General features: G+C 66.2%; 20 protein-coding genes. 9 read left to right on the forward strand and 11 right to left on the reverse strand.

Features of this window, described 5'->3' with window-relative positions; genetic code table 11:
* Positions 1-72: 72 nt before the first annotated feature.
* The 3 genes from hypB to ACLMAL_RS32870 all read right to left on the reverse strand — a co-directional run bounded on the left by hypB (position 73) and on the right by ACLMAL_RS32870 (position 2,034).
* Complete coding sequence (gene hypB, locus ACLMAL_RS32860; RefSeq protein WP_412002612.1) at positions 73-888, reverse strand: hydrogenase nickel incorporation protein HypB; 816 nt, start codon at positions 886-888, stop codon at positions 73-75.
* The gene (hypA, locus tag ACLMAL_RS32865) at positions 846-1,220 is read right to left on the reverse strand and encodes a hydrogenase maturation nickel metallochaperone HypA (protein WP_412002634.1); all 375 of its coding nucleotides are present in this window, start codon (positions 1,218-1,220) and stop codon (positions 846-848) included. The genes hypB and hypA overlap by 43 nt, the downstream gene beginning before the upstream one ends.
* Before the next feature lie 85 nt (positions 1,221-1,305).
* Complete coding sequence (locus ACLMAL_RS32870) at positions 1,306-2,034, reverse strand: SDR family oxidoreductase (RefSeq protein ID WP_412002613.1); 729 nt, start codon at positions 2,032-2,034, stop codon at positions 1,306-1,308.
* 174 nt (positions 2,035-2,208) lie between these two features.
* On the opposite strand from ACLMAL_RS32870, the gene ACLMAL_RS32875 reads away from it, so the two are divergent.
* The gene (locus ACLMAL_RS32875; protein ID WP_412002614.1) at positions 2,209-5,355 is read left to right on the forward strand and encodes a BTAD domain-containing putative transcriptional regulator; all 3,147 of its coding nucleotides are present in this window, start codon (positions 2,209-2,211) and stop codon (positions 5,353-5,355) included.
* Between the two features lie 51 nt (positions 5,356-5,406).
* Positions 5,407-6,621 (forward strand): FAD-dependent monooxygenase, encoded by a 1,215-nt coding sequence (locus tag ACLMAL_RS32880; protein ID WP_412002615.1) that lies wholly within the window; start codon positions 5,407-5,409, stop codon positions 6,619-6,621.
* A 15-nt stretch (positions 6,622-6,636) separates the two neighbouring features.
* On the opposite strand, the gene ACLMAL_RS32885 is transcribed toward ACLMAL_RS32880, so the two are convergent.
* The 4 genes from ACLMAL_RS32885 to ACLMAL_RS32900 form a co-directional block, all read right to left on the reverse strand.
* Positions 6,637-7,227: an NADPH-dependent FMN reductase gene (locus ACLMAL_RS32885; RefSeq protein WP_412002616.1), complete on the reverse strand. Its 591-nt coding sequence runs from the start codon at positions 7,225-7,227 to the stop codon at positions 6,637-6,639.
* 120 nt (positions 7,228-7,347) lie between these two features.
* Positions 7,348-8,709, reverse strand: a complete 1,362-nt coding sequence (locus ACLMAL_RS32890) for an NtaA/DmoA family FMN-dependent monooxygenase (protein WP_412002617.1) — start codon at positions 8,707-8,709, stop codon at positions 7,348-7,350.
* Positions 8,709-9,803 carry an LLM class flavin-dependent oxidoreductase gene (locus tag ACLMAL_RS32895; RefSeq protein ID WP_412002618.1) on the reverse strand — a complete coding sequence of 365 codons (1,095 nt, stop codon included), beginning with the start codon at positions 9,801-9,803 and terminating at the stop codon, positions 8,709-8,711. The genes ACLMAL_RS32890 and ACLMAL_RS32895 overlap by 1 nt, the downstream gene beginning before the upstream one ends.
* Positions 9,784-9,984, reverse strand: a complete 201-nt coding sequence (locus ACLMAL_RS32900) for a hypothetical protein (RefSeq protein ID WP_412002619.1) — start codon at positions 9,982-9,984, stop codon at positions 9,784-9,786. The genes ACLMAL_RS32895 and ACLMAL_RS32900 overlap by 20 nt, the downstream gene beginning before the upstream one ends.
* On the opposite strand from ACLMAL_RS32900, the gene ACLMAL_RS32905 reads away from it, so the two are divergent.
* The 4 genes from ACLMAL_RS32905 (at position 9,983) to ACLMAL_RS32920 (ending at position 12,633) form a co-directional block, all read left to right on the forward strand.
* On the forward strand, positions 9,983-10,921 hold the full coding sequence (locus tag ACLMAL_RS32905; RefSeq protein ID WP_412002620.1) for an LLM class flavin-dependent oxidoreductase: 939 nt from the start codon (positions 9,983-9,985) through the stop codon (positions 10,919-10,921). The genes ACLMAL_RS32900 and ACLMAL_RS32905 overlap by 2 nt on opposite strands.
* A gap of 387 nt (positions 10,922-11,308) precedes the next feature.
* Positions 11,309-11,782 (forward strand): hypothetical protein, encoded by a 474-nt coding sequence (locus ACLMAL_RS32910; protein ID WP_412002621.1) that lies wholly within the window; start codon positions 11,309-11,311, stop codon positions 11,780-11,782.
* The gene (locus ACLMAL_RS32915) at positions 11,779-12,240 is read left to right on the forward strand and encodes a roadblock/LC7 domain-containing protein (protein WP_412002622.1); all 462 of its coding nucleotides are present in this window, start codon (positions 11,779-11,781) and stop codon (positions 12,238-12,240) included. The genes ACLMAL_RS32910 and ACLMAL_RS32915 overlap by 4 nt, the downstream gene beginning before the upstream one ends.
* Positions 12,241-12,261: 21 nt before the next feature.
* Positions 12,262-12,633 (forward strand): hypothetical protein, encoded by a 372-nt coding sequence (locus tag ACLMAL_RS32920; RefSeq protein WP_412002623.1) that lies wholly within the window; start codon positions 12,262-12,264, stop codon positions 12,631-12,633.
* A 53-nt stretch (positions 12,634-12,686) separates the two neighbouring features.
* Here ACLMAL_RS32920 and ACLMAL_RS32925 read toward each other — a convergent pair whose 3' ends face one another.
* Complete coding sequence (locus ACLMAL_RS32925; protein ID WP_412002624.1) at positions 12,687-14,216, reverse strand: FAD-dependent oxidoreductase; 1,530 nt, start codon at positions 14,214-14,216, stop codon at positions 12,687-12,689.
* A gap of 209 nt (positions 14,217-14,425) precedes the next feature.
* Here ACLMAL_RS32925 and ACLMAL_RS32930 point away from each other — a divergent pair, with 209 nt between their 5' ends.
* The 3 genes from ACLMAL_RS32930 (at position 14,426) to ACLMAL_RS32940 (ending at position 17,004) form a co-directional block, all read left to right on the forward strand.
* Entirely contained in the window at positions 14,426-15,280 is an 855-nt protein-coding gene (locus ACLMAL_RS32930; RefSeq protein WP_412002625.1) for a helix-turn-helix transcriptional regulator, read from the forward strand.
* Positions 15,281-15,356: 76 nt separating this feature from the next.
* A complete protein-coding gene (locus tag ACLMAL_RS32935; protein WP_412002626.1) occupies positions 15,357-16,127 on the forward strand; it encodes a glucose 1-dehydrogenase in 771 nt (256 codons plus the stop codon).
* Between the two features lie 73 nt (positions 16,128-16,200).
* Complete coding sequence (locus ACLMAL_RS32940) at positions 16,201-17,004, forward strand: aminotransferase class IV family protein (RefSeq protein WP_412002627.1); 804 nt, start codon at positions 16,201-16,203, stop codon at positions 17,002-17,004.
* A 15-nt stretch (positions 17,005-17,019) separates the two neighbouring features.
* Here the strand turns inward: ACLMAL_RS32940 and ACLMAL_RS32945 are convergent, their stop codons facing one another.
* From ACLMAL_RS32945 to ACLMAL_RS32955, 3 genes are all read right to left on the reverse strand, one after another.
* Complete coding sequence (locus ACLMAL_RS32945) at positions 17,020-17,757, reverse strand: PP2C family protein-serine/threonine phosphatase (protein ID WP_412002628.1); 738 nt, start codon at positions 17,755-17,757, stop codon at positions 17,020-17,022.
* An 84-nt stretch (positions 17,758-17,841) separates the two neighbouring features.
* A complete protein-coding gene (locus tag ACLMAL_RS32950) occupies positions 17,842-18,087 on the reverse strand; it encodes a tyrosine-protein phosphatase (RefSeq protein ID WP_412002629.1) in 246 nt (81 codons plus the stop codon).
* Between the two features lie 68 nt (positions 18,088-18,155).
* Entirely contained in the window at positions 18,156-18,635 is a 480-nt protein-coding gene (locus ACLMAL_RS32955; protein ID WP_406230635.1) for a carboxymuconolactone decarboxylase family protein, read from the reverse strand.
* Positions 18,636-18,768: the final 133 nt, after the last annotated feature.

The raw sequence follows: 18,768 nt of genomic DNA on the forward strand, positions 1-18,768 counted from the left end.
AGTCCGGACACCGGGTGACGGTCTCGCCCATTTTGAAGAACGTCACCGCTATGTGACCCTGATCACAAGAGTTTAGGCTCGCTCGACAACATGATCAAGACTGGCCGCACCGCGTTCCTTCGCAAGCCAGTCGTACCAGCGCGCCACGCCGTCGCCGGTGGTCACCGACATCGGCAGCATTTCGACGCCCGGATTGATCGAACGGGCATATTCGCGACATTTATCCAGATCGAAATCCACATAGGGCAGCAGATCGGTCTTGTTGACAATGACAAGCCCTGCGGCCGCGAACATATGTGGGTACTTGAGTGGCTTGTCGGTCCCCTCGGTCACCGAGATGACGACGACCTTGCTGCGCTCACCCAGATCGAACAGCGCAGGGCACACCAGGTTGCCGACATTCTCGATGAACAACAGAGTGCCCGGTGCAGGCGACAGGGCATCAAATGCGCGCCGCAGCATGTCGGCGTCCAGATGGCAACCGGCGCCGGTATTGATCTGCACCACCGCGCAGCCGGTCGCCTTGATGCGCTCGGCATCCAACAGGGTCTCCTGATCGCCCTCGATGACGGCGATCGGTACCTCGCCGAGCTCTCTGATGGTGCGCTCAAGAAGTGTTGTCTTGCCCGCGCCCGGCGAGCTGGTCATGTTGAACGCCACGATATTTCGCTGTTCGAGCCATTCACGATTATGGCGAGCCAGCAGGTCGTTCTTCGCCAGGATCTTCTGCTCGAGGGTGATCGTTTCGGTCACCGGCAGGTGCACATGATCAGCGCCGTGATCATGGTGGTGATCGTGACCATCGCCATGATCGTGGTGATGATCGTGATCGTGCGGGACGGTGATCATGGCTGTTGAGTCGTTACCACATCCGCAGGTTGCGCACATTCTTCGCTCACTTCCATCGACCGGATTCGCAGTTCCCGCCCGGAAATCACATCGACGTCGGCACTTCCGCAGTGACACAACACGATCAGGTCGGTCAGCGCGAAGTCCGCGCCGCAGGACCGGCAGCTCGCCCGGCCCGGTACCTGCTCGATCTCGAGCCGTGCCCCTTCCGCGACCGTGCCTTCGGCGGCTAGCTCGAAGCAGAACTGCATCGCGTCCGGAACCACCGCACAGAGCGTACCGACCACAACGGTGACACTGTGCACCTTCCGTCCCGCCGCGTGTCCACACACGGCAGCGATGACACTCTGCGTGATCGCCATTTCGTGCACGAAAGCCTCCCGCTCGGAGAGTGGACGGATAACGTTACTCCTGCCCATCAGCCGCTTCCAGGCATTCGATGTCCCGTCGTGGGTCTCAGACACGTATGGTGTCGATGCTGTCGGCCGAGATCCAGCCTGCATCGCCGGAGGCCAGGAACGCAACCACATCGGCGATGTCCGCGGGGCGGCCGGGCGCGGTCATCGGACCCACCGTCGCGGTGACATCCACGATGGCTGCGGTGGCGTCGGTCTCGGTTGCTCGGGGGGCGACCGTGTTCACCGTGATTCCGCGCGGCCCGAGTTCGACGGCGAGGGTTCTGCCGAGGACGTCGATGGCGCCCTTGCTCATCGCATAGGCCACCTGCGACGGTGCGGCCGAGCGGGGCGCACACGAGAAGATATTGACGATGCGACCGCCGTCGTTGAGCAGGCACAGCGCATGCTGGAGGATGAAGAACGGGGCGGCCACATTGACCGCGAAAAGCCGATCGAACTCCTCCGGCTCCACCTGGGATATCGAGCCACCAAAATCGCCACCGCCCGCGTTGATAACCAGAATGTCCAGCCGCTCGCCGAACGGTCCGGCCGCTAGTCCGGCGAACAGGGTGTCGACGCCGTCCGGAGTGCCGAGAGCGGCGCGCACTGCGAACGCCTTTCCGCCGCCGGCCTCGATATCGGCCACGGTCTGTGCGGCAGCCGACTCGCTACCGTCGTAGTGGACGATGACGCTCGCGCCGTCGGATGCCAATCGCATCGCGACGGCCCGACCGATGCCTCGCGACGCCCCGGTGACCAGTGCGGTCCTACCGTGCAGATTCGACATATCGAGTCCCGAGCCCTACTTCCGAAGTGATGGATTGCGGTTCGGGACAAGCCTCGGCCGAGGTGCTCACCACATGCTCACCGGCGGCTCACCGCTTGGTGTCGCAGAGATCGGTGCTGGCATATTCTGCGGCATGGTTACCCCAGGTAGAGTTGCGATTTCGGGCGATGCCTGATGCTCTTCGGAATTCTGGGACCGATCGAGGTGTGGCGCGAGGACGGTAGCCCGGGCGTGGTCGGGGGGCCGCAGGTTCGCGCACTGTTGGCATTGCTGCTGCTGGATGCCGGACACGTCGTCGGGCGTGAACGGCTGATCGACGGGTTGTACGGCGAAGAACCGCCCGGAGGCGCGGCGCACGCTCTGCAGTCGCAGGTTTCGCGGCTGCGACGTGGATTGCGTGACGTGACGGCATCCGGCACAACCGTCGAGCACAGTTCGACGGGGTATCAGCTCGCCGTCGACCCGGAGCTGGTCGACGCGCACCGCTTCGGCTGTTTGGCCGATCACGGGCGGCGGGCGCTTGCTGCCGGGGATCCGGCCGCCGCGGCGACGCTGTTGACCGAGGCGCTCAGCCTGTGGCGCGGAGAGGCCCTCGCCGATGTCGTGGACGCCCCATTCGCGCGGCCGCATGCGGCACGCCTTGCCGACGCACGGGCCGCCGTGCTGGAGGATCGCGCTGCGGCACTGCTCGCGCTGGGCGACCACCGTGCCGTCGCGGCCGAGTTGCCCGAGTTGCTGGCCACCGACCCGCTGCGTGAACGAGCCGTCGCACTGCTGATGCGGGCGCTGTATGCGGGCGGGTGGCAGGCTGAGGCGTTTGCCGTGTACGCAAAGGCCAGGCAGCTGCTCGCCGACGAGTTCGGCGCCGAACCAACTGCGGAGCTCACGGCGGCACACCTGGCCATCCTGCGGGCCGAGTCTGCGGCAACCCCGATCGCGCGTCACATGCCCGCCCAGCTCACCAGCTTCGTCGGTCGCGACCGTGAGCTCCGCGAAGTGACGGCCCTGCTCTCGCAGGAACGACTGGTGACCCTCAGCGGTCCGGGCGGCACCGGTAAGATCCGCCTCGCCGTCGAGGTCGGTGCCCGCGCGCGTGGCGAGGTGTGCTTTATCGATCTGTCGCCGTCGGTTGACGGTGCGCAGGTGGTACGGGCCATCGCCGGGGCATTCGGGGTGCGCGAAACAGGGCTGCTGCCTGCGGCTTCCGGCCCGGCAGACGCTGAATCCCGACTCCTCGACGCACTCGCCGACCGTGCGCAGCTGATCATCCTGGACAACTGCGAGCAGGTGATCGACGTCGTCGCTGCGCTCGCTCATCGGCTACTCGCGGCCTGTCCCGGCCTCCGAATTCTGGCCACCAGCCGTGAAGCACTGAATATCACCGGTGAAACCTTGTTCCCAGTTGGGCAATTGGCCGTGCCTACACCAGATGTGGAGCTTGCTGAGGCATCGGGCGCTCCCGCAGTGCGGCTGTTCGCCGACCGCGCGGCAGCGACGCGGCCAGGGTTCATCGTGGACGCGGGTACCATCGGGCCGGTTCGGCGGATCTGCGCGGACCTCGACGGTCTGCCGCTGGCGATCGAACTGGCTGCCGCCAGGCTGCGCACGCTCACTCTCGAAGAGATCGAAACCCGTCTGGCCCAACGATTCCGGCTGCTGTCACGCGGCAGCCGGACAGCCGCACCGCGACACCGGACACTGCGCGCCGTGGTCCAGTGGAGCTGGGGCATGCTCGACGTCGACGAACAAGCGCTCGCACGGCGGTTCACGGTATTCGCGGGTGGCGCCACACTGACCGACGCCGAGCGCGTGTGCGGCTCATCGAACGCCGACGATCTGCTGGCGAGTCTCGTGGACAAGTCCTTGGTCGACGTCGACGCAGGCCGATACCGCATGCTGGCGACGGTGCGCGAGTTCTGTGCAGAGCGGCTCGCCGAAGCCGGTGAGACAGCACAGCTGAACCGGCGTCACGCCGAGTACTTCGTAGCATTGGTCGAACACGCAGACCTCCGGCTGCGCGGGCCCGAGCAACTCGAATTCCTGGCCCGGCTCGCCGCCGAGCATGCCAATCTGCTCGCCGCCCTACGCTGGGCCGTCGGCGCGGGCGCAACCGTCTCCGACCTCGATGCGCCGCCGGACCCCGGCGACGCGAAGTTGGCTGTACGACTCATCGCGGCGTCATCATGGTTCTGGTGGTTGCGCGGGCTGCGCGCCGAGTCCGCGCCGCTGGCCACCCAATTGTTGGACCGGCTCGGTTCCGACACTCCTGCTGAGGAATACGCCCTGTGCGTCGCGACCGCCGCCCAAGATCACGGCGATCCCGGCTACCACCTCGCGCACGCCGCGACCGCGATCGCGAACCAGGACCGGCCGTTGCAACGACCATATCTCTTGCTGCTCTTGATGATCGGCGGCGGCAAAATCGACATGCCCGCCGAACAACAGCGCACCCTCTTCGGTGCCGATCGGTGGTCGCAGGCGTTCCTGCGCGTCGGACAGGGGCTCGAACTCATCTTCGCCGGACAGCCGTCGGCGGCGGAGCGCGAATTCACGTCCGCGCTGGACGGTTTCCGCCCGCTCGGCGACCGGTGGGCGATCGCGACCGCGCTGGACAAGCTGGCAGCGATCGCCGACTGTCGCGGCGAACCTGCGCGCTCGGTGGAGTTGATGGATGAGGCCATCGCGCTGGTCGAACAGCTCGGCACGGTCGAGGACACCGCAGACCTGCTCAACCGCCGGGCAGATGCCAGGGTCCGATGCGGCGCATTCGACGCGGCTCGCTCGGATTACCAACGTGCCGAGGAGCTTTCACGCACAGTCGGATGTCCGAGCATGCGCGCCAACGCGCGCAGAGGACTCGGCGATATCGCTCGGATCGAAGGCAACTCCGCGCTGGCGGCCCGGGAGTACGCGCTGGCGCTCGAACTGAGCGAGCACATCTCGTTCAGCGCGCAGGAGACGCGGGCGCGGATCCTCATCGGATCGGGTTGGGTCGCCGCGGCGCACGGCGACGTGGCGCAGGCCAGGTCGGCACACCTGGTCGGTCTCGCCGCCGCCATGGCCAGCGGCAACCTGCCCGTCGCCGCGGGCGCGGTGGAGGGCTTGGCCGACACTTGTCTGCTGGCAGGCGACGCTGAGCGCGCAGCCCTGCTGCTCGGCGCCGGAGCTGCCCTGCGCGGTGCGCCACCGTCGGGCGACCGCGATGTCGCGCGGGTTGTCGCCGAAGCCGAGCGGCTGCTCGGGCCGAAGCAGTACCTCGATGCCCGGCAGCGCGGCAGCGCTCTAGCCCGTCATGAGGTGCTGCAACTGGCGGGTGCGTGACGGTCGGCAGAGGGTGAGCGTTCGGTGACCGCCGACACCGACGCTTGCCATATGACAAGGACACAGCGCTTCGCCAATAAGACCGTCTTGATCTCCGGCGCCGGCGTCGCAGGCCCGGCCCTCGCCTACTGGCTACACCGATACGGGTTTACCGTCACCGTCGTCGAACAAGCTCCTGCCCTTCGGGAGGGCGGCTACAAGGTCGACCTGCGTGGCGTCGCAATGAATGTCATCGAGCGGATGAGGCTGCGATCCGAGATCCGGAAAGCGAGCACCCAGATGCGCGGCGGCGCGTGGGTGAACAGGTCGGGCAAGACGCTCGCGACACTCGGCCCCGATCTGATCGGCATGCGCGCCCCCGGTGACGAGGAAGTACTGCGCGATGATCTCGCCCGAATCATGTTCGACGCGAGCAAGAGTGGGGTCGAGTATCTGTTCGGGGACTCGATCATCGATATCGCCCAGGTGCCGCACGGGGTGCACGTGAGTTTCGAGCATGCCCCGACGCGAGTGTTCGATCTGGTTGTCGGTGCCGACGGATTGCATTCGACCGTGCGGCGCCAGGTGTTCGGGCTCGAAACCGAGTTCGTCCGCCACACCGGGATGCACGCGTGCGTATTCAGCGTGCCCAATCACCTCGATCTGGACCGCTGGGAGCTCATCTATCCCACGCCGGGCAGAGTAGTGCAGGTCTACAGCACCCAGCAGTCCGCCGCGAAGGCCCAGTTCGTCTTTCCGACACCGAAAACCCTGCCCGACCGCCGGGATATCGCCGGACAGCAGCGCCTGGTCACCGATACGTTCGCCGACGGCGGATGGGAGACCGCGACGCTGCTGCAGGCGATGCCCCACTCCCCGGACTTCTATTTCGACTCGGTCAGCCAGGTCCGCCTCGACCAGTGGTCGCTGCGGCGCGTTGCCTTGGTCGGCGACGCTGCCTACAGCCCGTCGCCATTGTCCGGCCAGGGCACCAGCCTTGCCGTGGTCGGCGCGTATGTCCTTGCGGGGGAACTGAACTCGGCCGGAGGCGACCACAACGTCGCTTTCCCGAGATACCAGGAAAAGATGCGCGACTATGTCGAGCTGAACCTCACCCTCGGCTGGAACAACGCCGGCCAGATGGTGGCGGGCAGCAAGAGCGCCATTCGGATGCAGACCACCATGATGCGGATGCTGCGCTACCTGCCGTGGCAGGACCTCGCACTGCGCCCGATCATGAAGCCGCTCAACCACGCTGCCAACGCCATCACCCTCGAGGACTACTGAATCGAACGTCGCGGGTCAAGCGACATAGGGCTGCTCGGACCTGGCCGATCGGAGGGCTTCGCCGAACCAGACAAGTTGGTCGAGCAGCTTGGTAGCGGCGGCCTTGCTCGGTGCGGGCTCGATCGGCAGGCCCAGAGCATCGAATTGCTGTGCGGCGCCGTGGAAGCTGACGGTGTCACGCACAGTGACCGCGTGCAGCTCCGTAAAGACCTGCTTCAGGTGTTCGACAGCACGTAAACCGCCCGAAATGCCTCCATAGGACACAAATCCGATCGGTTTCGCCTGCCACTGGGTGAAATGCCAATCGATCGCGTTCTTCAGCGGCGCGGGATAGCTATGGTTGTACTCCGGTGTCACCACGACGAACGCGTCCGCGTTCGCGAGGCGGGCACCCGTCTCCGCCAGAGCCTGCGCGCCATGCTCACCCGGGTCGTCGGACATGTGCGGCGGCAGCTGTATGTCCGCGAGGTCGATGAGGTCGATGGAGAGGTCCTGGCGCTGTGCGGCGAGTTCGACGAACCACTTGGCGACGGTCGGGCCGAATCGCCCGGAGCGGGTGCTTCCGACGATGACGGCGAGCTGAAGCGGACTAACTGTTGGGGTCATACACAGAGCATCAAACGTCAACGAAGGTTGAGGTCAAATCGGCAGCGAGCCGAGGCGCCGCGGCTCTCGAACAACGCTCACCGCACACCACCCGCGCGGCCCGAGTCGAATCCGGCGCGCTCAGCGCCTGGTCAGCGGTGGGCGGAGGCCGAGGTGATGGCGGAGTGTCGTTCCGGTGTATCCGGTGCGGTAGGAACCACGTTCCTGGAGTTCGGGAACCAGCCAGTCGACGATCTCGTCGAGGCCGGTCGGCACCAGGTAGGGCGAGATATTGAAGCCGTGGGTTGCGCCGTACCGGACCCAGCGAGTGAGTTCGTCGGCAACCTGGCCGGGCGTGCCCTGGAATCCGGATCGCTGCGAGGTTTCGATTGCCACCTGCCGCAGCGACAGGTTCTTCGCCTCGGCCAGTGCCCGCCACTGCCTGGCAATCGCCACCGGGTCCTGGCCGTCGCGCTGTGCGCCACGGGCTCCCGAGATCACGGTCGACACCGGGTCCTCCGCGGGCAGCGGACCGTCCGGATCGCGATCGGAGAGGTCGCGGCCCCACACCTGTCCGACCAGTGACAGCGCGGTCTGGCCGGTGAACTGGCTCTCCAGCACCCAGCGGGCCTTCTCTTCGACCTCGGATTCCCGCTCCGCCAATACGATCTGGGTGCCGGGCAGGATCTTGATGTCGTCGTCGGGGCGTCCGACGGTGCGCAGCCTGGCCCGGATGTCGTCGGCGAACGCGAGCGCGGCATCGAAATGCGTTCCGTGCCTGGAGAAGATGACATCGGCGTGCGCGGCGGCGAACTCGCGACCGGCGGGTGAATCGCCGGCCTGGAAGATGACCGGATGCCCCTGCGCGGAGCGCGGCAGTGTCGGGGTGATCGAGACCTGGAAGTGTTCGTTGTCGCGTGCCACGGTGCGCACCGCGCCAGGCTCCAGCCAGGCGGTGCCATCACGTCCGGTCGCAATAGCGTTGTCCGACCAGGCATCCCACAGTTCGCGGGCGATCCGGATGAATTCGCCCGCGCGCTCGTAGCGCTGAGCGTGGTCGAGGTATCCGCCGCGCCGGAAGTTCTCGCCCGTCCAGGCATTGTCGGTGGTGACTGCATTCCAGCCTGCGCGTCCACCCGAAAGCAGATCCAGTCCGGACAGGCGGCGCGAGAGGTCCGCCGGTTCGTTGTAGGTGGTGTTCTGCGTGGCGACCAGCCCGATGTGGCTGGTGATTGCGGCCAGCGCCGCGAGTTGGGCAATCGCGTCGGGACGGCCCGCGATGTCCAGGTCGAGGATCTTGCCGTTCTGCTCGCGCAGGCGCAGACCTTCGCCCAGGAAGAAGGCGTCGAAGAGTCCCCGTTCGGCGGTGGTGATGGTGCGTCGGAAGGTCTCGAAGTCGATCTGGGACCCGCTGGTGGGGTCCGACCAGATGGTGGAGTGGTTGACGCCCTGGAAGAAGACGCCGAAATGCACCTGTGCGTCGGGGAACGGAACGTCGGTCATCAGTGCTGATCCTTCGCGTATCGATTGTCCGGCCGGGCAAGTCCGAGGTTGGCACGCAGTGTCGAACCAGGCACGGGACGGTGGGCCAGGCCGGATCGGAACAGAGCGGGCAAAACATAGTGCGCGAGCACCGGCAGGTCCTCATCGATGACCGCCAGGTGCAGGCGCACGCCGTCGACGTGGTGGGCGAGTTCGGTCAGCAGCGCGACCAGATCCTTCGATTTGCCCGAGAACCCTAGGCGAGCAGCATGTTTCGCGGTCGCGTAGCGGTCCAGATCGGCGAGCCGCTCCGCCGCAGACACCAGCGGAAGGTCGAGGGCGACATCGAGTTCCACGAAAACCAGCGCACCGGACTCATGAGCTCGATCGGCGGCCGCCAGGGTCTGGGCGAGATCCACACCCGACACCAGTGCTACATCCGCTTGCCCGGGTTCAGCGGCGCCCTCGGAGAAGACAACCACTTGGCCCTGCGGCGGGCGTGGCACGATCGCGGGGCCCTTCACCGAGAAGCTCTCGCCGACGAAGTCGACGTAATGCAGCTTGTCGCGGTCGAGGAATTTGCCTGTCGCATAGTCGCGAACGACCGCGTCGTCTTCCCAGGAATCCCACAGGCGGCGCGCGACCTCGATCGAATCACGGTGTTCCTGAGCAAGTTCCGCCTCGGCGGTGCGTGCCGGTCGGCCCCAGGTCGCCGCCGCGGCGGGGTCGGCGATCGTCGTCGCGATCCAGCCGCCGCGACCGCGCGAGGTGTAGTCGAGAGTGGCCAGTTGCGAGGATGTGTGGAACGGCTCCGCATACGTGGTCGCCACCGCGGGAACAAGGCCCAGGGTGCTGGTCGTCGCCGCAACGAAAGAGGCACGGGTCACGGCATCGATCCGCCCCGCGGGTTGATCGCTCGGCGCCAGGATCGAATCGTCGAAGGTCGCCAGCGTGAAGCCGGCATTTTCGGCCGCTGCCACGCGCGCCTGCACCGTGCGGCCGGTCAGGAACCGATCGGGTTCGTGCGTGGCTCGGCGCCATGCGGCCGGGTGGTAGCCCTCGCCGTCCACTTCGACACCCAACGCGAAGACTTTTCTACCGTTGCTCACCGCCATAGGTATGACGATCGTCAAACTTGTCCACCACCGCCATGTTTTGCGTCGCGGTGATCGCAACCCTCGGCGACCGCACCGAGCCGGCGCGCACCCGGCGGCGAATTCGATCGCGGTGACGCGAGCACTCTTTACCTTCGACGTAATTGCCCCAGATCCACCAGCGGACAAGGCTGGTCGGCATGACAAAAATCGGTGTGCTGCTGCCGAGCCGGGAGACGGCGATGACCGGCCGGCATGATGCGGCCGGGTTGGTGGATTTCGCGCGGGCGGCCGAACATGCCGGGTTCGACTCGGTGTGGGTGGGCGATTCGCCGTTGGCGCGTACGAGGGCCGAACCGCTCACGGTGCTCGGCGCCGTCGCGGCGAGCACGTCGCGGGTGTGGTTGGGCACGGCCGCCTACACCGCGACGCTGCGCCACCCGCTGCTCGGTGCACACACTGCGGCCACCGTCGATCAGCTCAGTGCCGGCCGACTGGTCCTTGGGCTCGGCGCCGGTTTCCCGATGCCGGAGAGCGCGGCCGAATTCGAGTCCGTCGGAGCGCCTTTCGCACAGCGGGTCGGCCGGCTGGACGAGACAGTGGCCATCTGGCGGCAGAGTTGGTCGGGCGGCGGCCGGTTCGACGGCCGCTACTGGCATCTCGACGACCTGTCGCGCGCGCTGCCTGCCCACGACATCACCGGGCCACCGCTCTGGCTCGCAGGTGGCGACACGCCACGGGTCCTACAGCGTGTCGCCCGACTCTATGATGGCTGGCTGCCGTTCCTGCCGAATCCGGCGGCCTACGCCCGCGCCTGGGACACGATTCGAGAGCTGACCACCCGCCCGGTCACCGCAGGTTTCTATGCCACGATCAATATCAACGACAACACCGCAGTGGCCCGCGCCGAGCTCGACCGTTACGTCCACCAGTACTATCGACGGTCGCTGGACGAAATGTCCACGATCCAAGCATATTTCGGCGGGCCCGCCGATCAATGCGTAGAGTGGCTCGGGCGCTACTTCGCGGCCGGTGCGACACACGTGGTGCTGCGCATCGGCTCCCTCGACGCACGCAATCAGCTGGACGCCATAGCCGACACCCTCCTGCCTGCGCTGCACGCCGCGCCGACATCGTAGCCGCTGCCGCGCCGGATTCCGGATCGGTGCCGCGGGCTACCCGACCGGCAAACGCCACCGACTCGGCAATGATCATCGACGCGTGGCCGCCGACGTCAGTAGCGGGATTACGTATCGAAATTATCAGTACCGAACGATATTCGGCTACTCGTGGTGACGGAAACCGAAAGGTATTGATACCGAATGGTATTCGACATCTTTCATCGGGCAGGGTACCGAAAGGTATTGATACCGAGAGGTATTCTTGTGCCATTTCCGGGGGAAATGCTCGCCCGATCGGAATTCTCCTGACATTTTCTGTACATCACTCGTGACGGTGTGTACCGTCTGAAATCCTGAAACCCTCACAGGACAGGCCAGGGGCGCGTGATCGGAATCGACGGCTGTGTGCAACGCATTATGAACATTCCCGGTGCGCGCAGCGTGACGCTCGTGGACGGCGCGAGCGGCCTGGCGATCGCCGCAAGCGGCAGGCACGCTCTGGTGGACGAGCACGAGGACGCCGCGGCCACCACCGACGTGGTCCGAGCGGTACTCGACTGCCCGGCGCTCGCCACCGGCCGTGACAACGCCATCACCGAGCTCATAGTGTGCGGCACCCGGGGATATCACCTGTTGAATCTGGTGAACGGCGACTTCGATGGTCAACTCTTCGTGCACGTGCTATTCGACGACGACACCGGAAATCTCGGGATGGCGCGATTTCAACTCCAGGGCATTCTCACCGAATTGCAGCTGACGGTCATGAGCGTTGAGCTCGCGGTCCAACCACATCGGCTCGAGAAGGAAAGGCACACCGGGATGTTGGAAACCCTGGCGTTGCTGCCGGAGTCCGAGCCGTGTCCTGCGGAGCGGACGTGACCGCGCGCAAGAAACTACTCGGCGAACTGATGGGAAGGTTGACCAAGGTGGCGATGCCAGGACCCGAACCGAATGCGGTGGTGCTCGCGCAACTGCAAGCGCTACGCGATCGCGTCCCGCGGCTGACCGGCTCGCTGGTGGCATCCAACGACGGCCTGCTCGTCGCCCACGATCTGCCGCGGCACATAGAGCCCGACACGATGGCCGCGATGGCCGCCGCACAACTGTCGCTGTCGCACCGGTTGGCCACCACCGCGCACGGCGGTGGCTTCCACGAGGTCGTGGTGCGCGGGACCGACGGGCATGTGGTGATCTACGCGGCGGGTTGGACCTCGCTGACGGTGCTGGCGGGCCCCGAGGTGAATGTCGGCCGGCTACATCTGGAGTCGCGCCCGGTGGCCCGCACGATCGCTGACCAGCTGGCGGCGACGTCGAACGAACTCGACAAAGACAACTAACACCGATTGAAAGGAACAGACATGTCCACCATGGATCTGGCGCTCAAAGACATGATGGTGATCGACGGCGCGATCGGCGCGGCCGTCGTCGACTACAACAGCGGCATGGCGCTCGGCATGCTCAGCAGTTCCAAGTCCCTGGACCTGCAGGTCGCGGCGGCGGGCAATACCGAGGTGGTGCGCGCCAAGATGCGCACCATGGAGCAGCTCGGGCTCAATGACGGTATCGAAGACATCCTCATCACGCTCTCGGGCCAGTACCACATCATCCGGCCGATGACCGGCCGCAAGTCCAAGGGCCTTTTCCTCTACCTCGCCATGGATCGAGGCCGGGCAAACCTCGCGTTGGCCCGACACCGCCTCAAGGGTATCGAGGAAGAACTCGACGTGTGATCGGCTCGCTTGCGGTGCCCGGGCCCGGGCACCGCAAGCGCAACGCCGACCTACTATTCGGGCGCGCCGAACCACCGAGTCACTGCGCTCGACAGTCCGTCGATCTCAGTCGAGTCCGCGGCCCATGCCACGTAGCCGTCCGGGCGGATGAGCATCGCCGCGAGCGAGCGCGAACGGGTGGGTTTTGCGGTGACGACTCGGACTCGAGAAGACCAGGGGGCCACCAGGTTTCGGAGTTCGGCGGAGTCGACGAGGTCGAGCAGGATTGCGGCGCCGTCCACGAAATGGTCTTCGACGCGGCTGCCATCGGACAGTTCGAAATCGGGGGCGGGCGCTCCGGTGAGTGCGTGGCCGCCGCCGAGGTCGTAGCGGTGGCGAACGCCCGAAATGTTCTTGAAGACAGTGGTTGCCCCGTCGGTAGTGGCCAATAGTTCGGCGAAGACGGTGCGCAGTGTCCGGCTTCGCTGGTCCAACCGCATCAGTGCGACTTGCGCGCGGGTCCAATCCAGCACCCAGGCGCCGATCGGGTGCCGCTCGGCGGTGTAGGTGTCCAGCAGGTTTGCCGACGCCCAGCCGTGCACAACGGCGGCGAGCTTCCAGCCCAAGTTCACGGCATCGCCGATGCCGAGGTTGAGACCCTGGCCGCCGAACGGGGAATGCACGTGCGCGGCATCGCCGGCCAGCAGCACCCGGCCCTGGCGGTAGTCGGTGACCTGCCGAGTGTTGTCGGTGAATCGGGTAGCCGAGTGCACCGCCGTGATTTCGACCGGCACTCCGGAGACGGCACGCAGACTTGCCTGCAGCTCGTCCGCCGTGATCGGTGCGTCGCGATCGGCGGGCGGCCCATCCATCTCCACGGTGAGGAAACGACCCGGCGTCGGCCCGTAGGCGTAGATGCCCGTAGGCGTCGAGCTCCAACCCGGCACCAGTCCTTCGGCGCCCGTCATCTCCACAACCGCCTGATGACCGGTGATCTCGGGATCGAGGCCGGGAAATTCGAATCCCGCCAGCTTGCGTACGAGGCTGCGGCCACCGTCACAACCCACCAGCCACGCCGTGCGGACCTCGGCATCGCCGAGCTGAATGACGACGGCATCGGCGGCGTCGGTGAAGCCGGTCAACTCGACACCGCGGCGAATCACCACACCGAGTTCCTCGGCACGCCGGGCGAGGATTGCTTCGATGCTTTGCTGCGGCACCAGAAACACCGCGGCGGCGGGACCGAGATCAGCGAATTCCTCGTCGTCGTAGTCGATATCCTCGACATCGAGGAATACCCCGGCGAAATGACCGGCGCCCGGCCGCTTACTCGTCGTCCCGATCACCGTGCCACCACGCTGCGCCTGAAACTTCCGTACCACCGCCAGCGTCTCGTCCTGCCGCTCGACCAACTCGGGCAGCAGGCCACGCCGGGCGAGCGCTCGCGCCGTCGGCACATTGATAGCGCCGGCCTTGAGCGTCATGTCGGGTTCGTTCAGCCGTTCGACCACCAGCACATCGACCCCGGTCAGCCGCAATTCGCAGGCCAGCATCAAGCCGACGGGCCCGGCTCCGGCGATCACCACATCGAATGTCTCGTTCATGAATCACACTGTGCCGAGACCTGATTGCGCCCACCTTGCGTCTTCTTGCGTGCCGCTTGCGTCGATATCACCGCGGCGGTTCGGCACGACGCTGCCGACCTCGAGACCGCACGCGGACGCTCGGATCACCGCATTGCCCTGCGCCGGCAACGGCGGCACGGTTGTCCCGGCGCGGAATCTCGAACACCGGTCGTTGCTACTTTGGTCGTATGACCAGCGAATCGCCACCGGTAACACAGCGGCGCCGCGAGCAGCTCCGTGACTTCCTGCGCACCCGCCGGGCGCGGCTCACACCCGCTGATGTCGGTATGGCGGCGGCGGGCAGGCGACGGACGCCGGGGCTGCGGCGCGAGGAGGTCGCCATGCTGGCCGGAGTCGGCGTGTCCTGGTACACGTGGCTCGAGCAGGGACGCGACATCAAGGTTTCGGCCGAAGTACTCGACGCCATCGGTCGTGCGTTGCGGCTGACCGAGCCCGAGCGTGCGCACCTGTATGTGCTGGCCGGGCTCAACCCGCCGATGAGCGGCGGGCCGCAGGATGCCGTCGTCACCCCGGAGCTGCGAGCGCTGCTCGACGCGTGGGCGCCACGGCCCGCGGTGCTGCGGGACCGGTACTGGAACCTGCTGGCGATCAACGACGCGGCGCACACGGCGCTCGGCTACGACGGCGTCGACCACAACTGCCTTTTCACCTTCTTCACCAATGCTCGGCACCGCGCCATGCACCTGCACTGGGAGTCGGTTGCGCCCGATGTCGTCGCCGCCTTTCGCGCCGAAGCAGCGCGCGCTCCCGGCGACCCGGAGTTCGACAGGGTGGTCGACGAGCTCACCTCCATCAGCCCCGAGTTCGCCGAACTGTGGGCCCGCCACGACGTGGCCGGCCCCACCCAGGCCGTGAAGGCGGTACGCCACCCCGAGGTCGGCGACCTGATCTTCGACATGCTGCCGTTGGCCGTCGCCGATCACTCCGACTGGCACGTGGAGTTGTACAACCCGCGCCCGGGCACCGGGACAGAAGTTCGGCTCGAACGCCTGACGCACGTCCGGCTCGCCGCCCCGGCCTGATCACCAGCCTGGTGGTGCCACACCCTGGATAACTGCACACTGTTTGTCGTGCGCATCGTTGGGGAGGCTGATTGCCATGCCCCACAGCAACTCTCGTTTCGACAACAAGATCGCACTCATCACGGGCGGCAGCAGCGGCATGGGACTCGCCACCGCACGCCGGTTGCTCGCCGAAGGCGCACAGGTGGTCATCACCGGGCGCGACAAGATAAAGCTCGACGCCGCGGTCGACGGACTGGACGGCGGGAACCGCGTCCTGGCGATCCGCGGCGACGTGGCGAACCTCGCTGATCTCGACGCCATGACGACCGCGATCCGTGCACGCTATGGGCGGCTGGATGTGGTCTTCGCCAATGCAGGTGTCGGCGTGTTCCAGCCACACAGTGAGATCACCGAGGCCGCATTCGATCGGGCCGTCGGCATCAATTTCAAAGGCGTGTTCTTCACCATCCAGCGGACCGTTCCGTTGCTCCCCGAGCATGCGGCGATCGTCATCAATGCCTCGTGGACGCTGCACCGTGGCCTGGCTGACGCCTCCCTCTACTCGGCGACCAAAGCGGCGGTGCACAATCTGGCGCACACACTCGCCGCCGAGTTGGGGCCCAAGGGAATTCGGGTCAACTCCGTCAGCCCCGGCTACATCGAAACCCCGATGTTCCACGACAACGTCTCTGCGGCGGCGGCCGCCGCCGTGGTCGCCGAGGTGGCCACCGGTCGCATCGGCACCGCCGAAGATGTCGCCGATGCGGTCGCCTTCCTCGCTTCCGATGCAGCGTCCTACATCAATGGACAGGACCTCATCATCGACGGCGGCCTGGTCGCGGCCGTCGGCGCGCCGAGGAAATAGCCCGAATGCCCCACCCGGCGCAGCAATGCTCGCGTTGCCGACTGTATACGACACGACTACTCAGGGAGGATCCATGACCGCCTTCATTGTTCAGCGCAACGGCCAAGCAGCGACCGTCGAAGAGTTGGCGCCACTCGCTTTTGCAGGCTACGCCCACTTCACGGCAATGCAGGTGCGCGACAGCCGGATACGGGGCCTCGACCTGCATCTGGAGCGGCTGCGGGTGGCCTCGGTGGAATTGTTCGGCCAGGCCTTACCCGACGATCGGGTGCGGTCCTACCTGCGGACGGCATTGGCGGCGAGTCCGCCCGATGTCTCGCTGACGGCCACGATGTACTCCCCCGCGGGCGAATTCACCGCGACCGGAATCGATGTCGAGCCCGATGTGCTGGTTCGCACCGGACCGGCAACTGCTGGTCCGCAAGGCCCGTTGACACTGGCGACGGTCGAGTACGAACGGATCCTGCCCACGGTGAAACATGTCGGCGAGGTCGCCAAGACGTATTTCCTGCGCAGCGCCGTGGGGCACGGCCTCAACGACGCGGCTTTCGTCGACCGCAAGGGCAGGCTCAGCGAGGCCTCGATCTGGAATCTGGCCTTCTGGGACGGCACCGCGGTGGTGTGGCCGGTCGCCGAGATGCTGGGCGGGACCACCATGGGCATCGTGCGCAGGCAGCTCGATCGCCTGGGCATTCCCCAGCGCAACCGGGAGATCACGCCCGCCGACCTGCCCACGCTGACCGGAGCCGTGGTCATGAACTCATGGACCCCGGGCATCGCGGTACATCGCATCGACACTGTCGCTTTGCCCGAGGCCCCGGCGTTCGTGGACCTACTGCACCAGGCCTACCAGGCCGAACCACCCAGTGCGCCGTAGCGGCTGCGAGGTGCCTCAGCCTGCGTCCACCACGAATGCCGTGGCATTATCGGTTCCGCCGGATCGCAAAGCATTGTCCACCAACGCTTCCGCGGCGATCCCCGCTGTCGCCCCGCCGGCGAGTATCGCCTTGATGTCGGTCATCTCCAGGCACTTGTGCACACCATCGGTGCTCAGCAACAGCCTGCCTCTGCTCGATCCGGTGGCGGTATGCCCGACGGCCGCCGGACGCACGGTGCGCGCCGACGTGGTGACGAGGTGATTCAGCCGTGGCGCGGCGTGTAGTCCGCTGGCGCGAAAGTGCTCGGCGACAGTGTGATCCGTCGTGATCTGATGCAGCACCCGGCCGTTCCACCGGTACGCTCGACAGTCGCCGACCCACGCTATGTCGCACGGACCCTTGGGCTGATCAGTCTCGAGCACGGCGATGACAAGCACGCTGTCGGCGCCCTCCTGCGGAAACTCGTGCAACAATTTCTGCTGGGCTGCAAGGATTCCCGCTACCGCCCCGCTGCGCGCACCCACCCGCGCTGCGATATTCGCGACGGTACGTGCCGCTCGCGCCGCGAGCAGGTGATCACCGACACCATCGGCTACGGCGAAAGCAGTACGTCCCACCGTCGAATCGGTATAGGTAGCCGCGGCATCGGCGTTGATCGACCGCCCCCCGCGTCTGCTCACCGACTCCCCCGCGATACCGGTGAGCCACACCGGCTCACGAGGAATGATGGCGGTCGTCACTGCTGTGTGCACGGCCTGACCTCCTCGGACACCCTGCCCGTGCTGCCGATCAGCACCACCTCAGCCAACCGCACCATCGTGAGGACAGCACCAGAATCACCCGTGTAGTTCCTGTGAATGTGGCGACTGCTTGCAGCTGAGCAGCCGCGACCGCAGCTGCTCGAGCACCGGCTCGCCGAGCCCGACCTGCTCGGTGAGATATCGGCGCGCCGATCCGTAGGCGGCGGCGAGATCGTCGAGCACGAGCCGCATCACCTCGGCAGGCGCCCGGCCATAGCTCGGCCAGGTGAGCATCCGATTCGGGTACGCAGCTCGCCAGTCCGCCTCGGTGTGCCGCTTCATATTCCTGTCTTACTCGATACGCGAGCAAGACAGGATGTCCGTCGGCGCATTCGATGCGATGCGACCGCTCAGTGTCCAGGCAGTACGCAGACCGCGTCGAGGCCGAGGACGTGGTTGAGGCGGCCGAAAGCCAGCCATGAGCCGATGCTCATGCTCAGTTCCACGATTTCGGTTTGGGTGTAGTGCGCGGTCATGCGGTCCCAGAACTCTTGGTCCAGGTTGTGGTGGTCGAGGGCGTAGCGTTCGGCATATTCGGCGGACAGGCGGGTGCGCTCGTCGAAGGCATCGGTGGTGCGCCAGTTGGTCACCGCGTCGGCGAAGCCCTCTTCGACCTTTGTGCCGTCGCGTTCGGTGCGCCAGTCCAGGCAGAAGATGCACCCGTTGATCTGGGCGATACGCAGCCGTGCGGCTTCGAATTCGCGCAGGCCGAGGGTGGTGTGCGAGTAAACCGACAGGGAGAAGTTCGACGCAGCGAGGCCGATGCCGGGAACCATTTCGCCCCAGACGTAGCCGATGGGATCTTTGCCTTCGGGGATGTCGATGTTCATGAGTGTTTCCCTAAGTTTGTAGGTGTCTGGGGTTGGTGCCCTGGATGCCCAGAGCGGTGGGGTGTAGCTGATGGGTGTTTGCCTCTTTCGAGGCTCGGAAGGACTTGCTGCCCCACCGCGCTGGACGCTCCGG

This window comes from Nocardia sp. CWNU-33, assembly GCF_046764895.1.
Classification (GTDB): domain Bacteria; phylum Actinomycetota; class Actinomycetes; order Mycobacteriales; family Mycobacteriaceae; genus Nocardia.

Coding starts and splice junctions, on each gene's coding strand:
- hypB (WP_412002612.1), bottom strand. CDS start 888: ATGTGCGCAACCTGCGGATGTGGTAACGACTCAACAGCCATGATCACC.
- ACLMAL_RS32870 (WP_412002613.1), bottom strand. CDS start 2,034: ATGTCGAATCTGCACGGTAGGACCGCACTGGTCACCGGGGCGTCGCGA.
- ACLMAL_RS32875 (WP_412002614.1), top strand. CDS start 2,209: ATGCTCTTCGGAATTCTGGGACCGATCGAGGTGTGGCGCGAGGACGGT.
- ACLMAL_RS32880 (WP_412002615.1), top strand. CDS start 5,407: ATGACAAGGACACAGCGCTTCGCCAATAAGACCGTCTTGATCTCCGGC.
- ACLMAL_RS32885 (WP_412002616.1), bottom strand. CDS start 7,227: ATGACCCCAACAGTTAGTCCGCTTCAGCTCGCCGTCATCGTCGGAAGC.
- ACLMAL_RS32890 (WP_412002617.1), bottom strand. CDS start 8,709: ATGACCGACGTTCCGTTCCCCGACGCACAGGTGCATTTCGGCGTCTTC.
- ACLMAL_RS32895 (WP_412002618.1), bottom strand. CDS start 9,803: ATGGCGGTGAGCAACGGTAGAAAAGTCTTCGCGTTGGGTGTCGAAGTG.
- ACLMAL_RS32905 (WP_412002620.1), top strand. CDS start 9,983: ATGACAAAAATCGGTGTGCTGCTGCCGAGCCGGGAGACGGCGATGACC.
- ACLMAL_RS32900 (WP_412002619.1), bottom strand. CDS start 9,984: ATGCCGACCAGCCTTGTCCGCTGGTGGATCTGGGGCAATTACGTCGAA.
- ACLMAL_RS32920 (WP_412002623.1), top strand. CDS start 12,262: ATGTCCACCATGGATCTGGCGCTCAAAGACATGATGGTGATCGACGGC.
- ACLMAL_RS32925 (WP_412002624.1), bottom strand. CDS start 14,216: ATGAACGAGACATTCGATGTGGTGATCGCCGGAGCCGGGCCCGTCGGC.
- ACLMAL_RS32930 (WP_412002625.1), top strand. CDS start 14,426: ATGACCAGCGAATCGCCACCGGTAACACAGCGGCGCCGCGAGCAGCTC.
- ACLMAL_RS32935 (WP_412002626.1), top strand. CDS start 15,357: ATGCCCCACAGCAACTCTCGTTTCGACAACAAGATCGCACTCATCACG.
- ACLMAL_RS32940 (WP_412002627.1), top strand. CDS start 16,201: ATGACCGCCTTCATTGTTCAGCGCAACGGCCAAGCAGCGACCGTCGAA.
- ACLMAL_RS32950 (WP_412002629.1), bottom strand. CDS start 18,087: ATGAAGCGGCACACCGAGGCGGACTGGCGAGCTGCGTACCCGAATCGG.
- ACLMAL_RS32955 (WP_406230635.1), bottom strand. CDS start 18,635: ATGAACATCGACATCCCCGAAGGCAAAGATCCCATCGGCTACGTCTGG.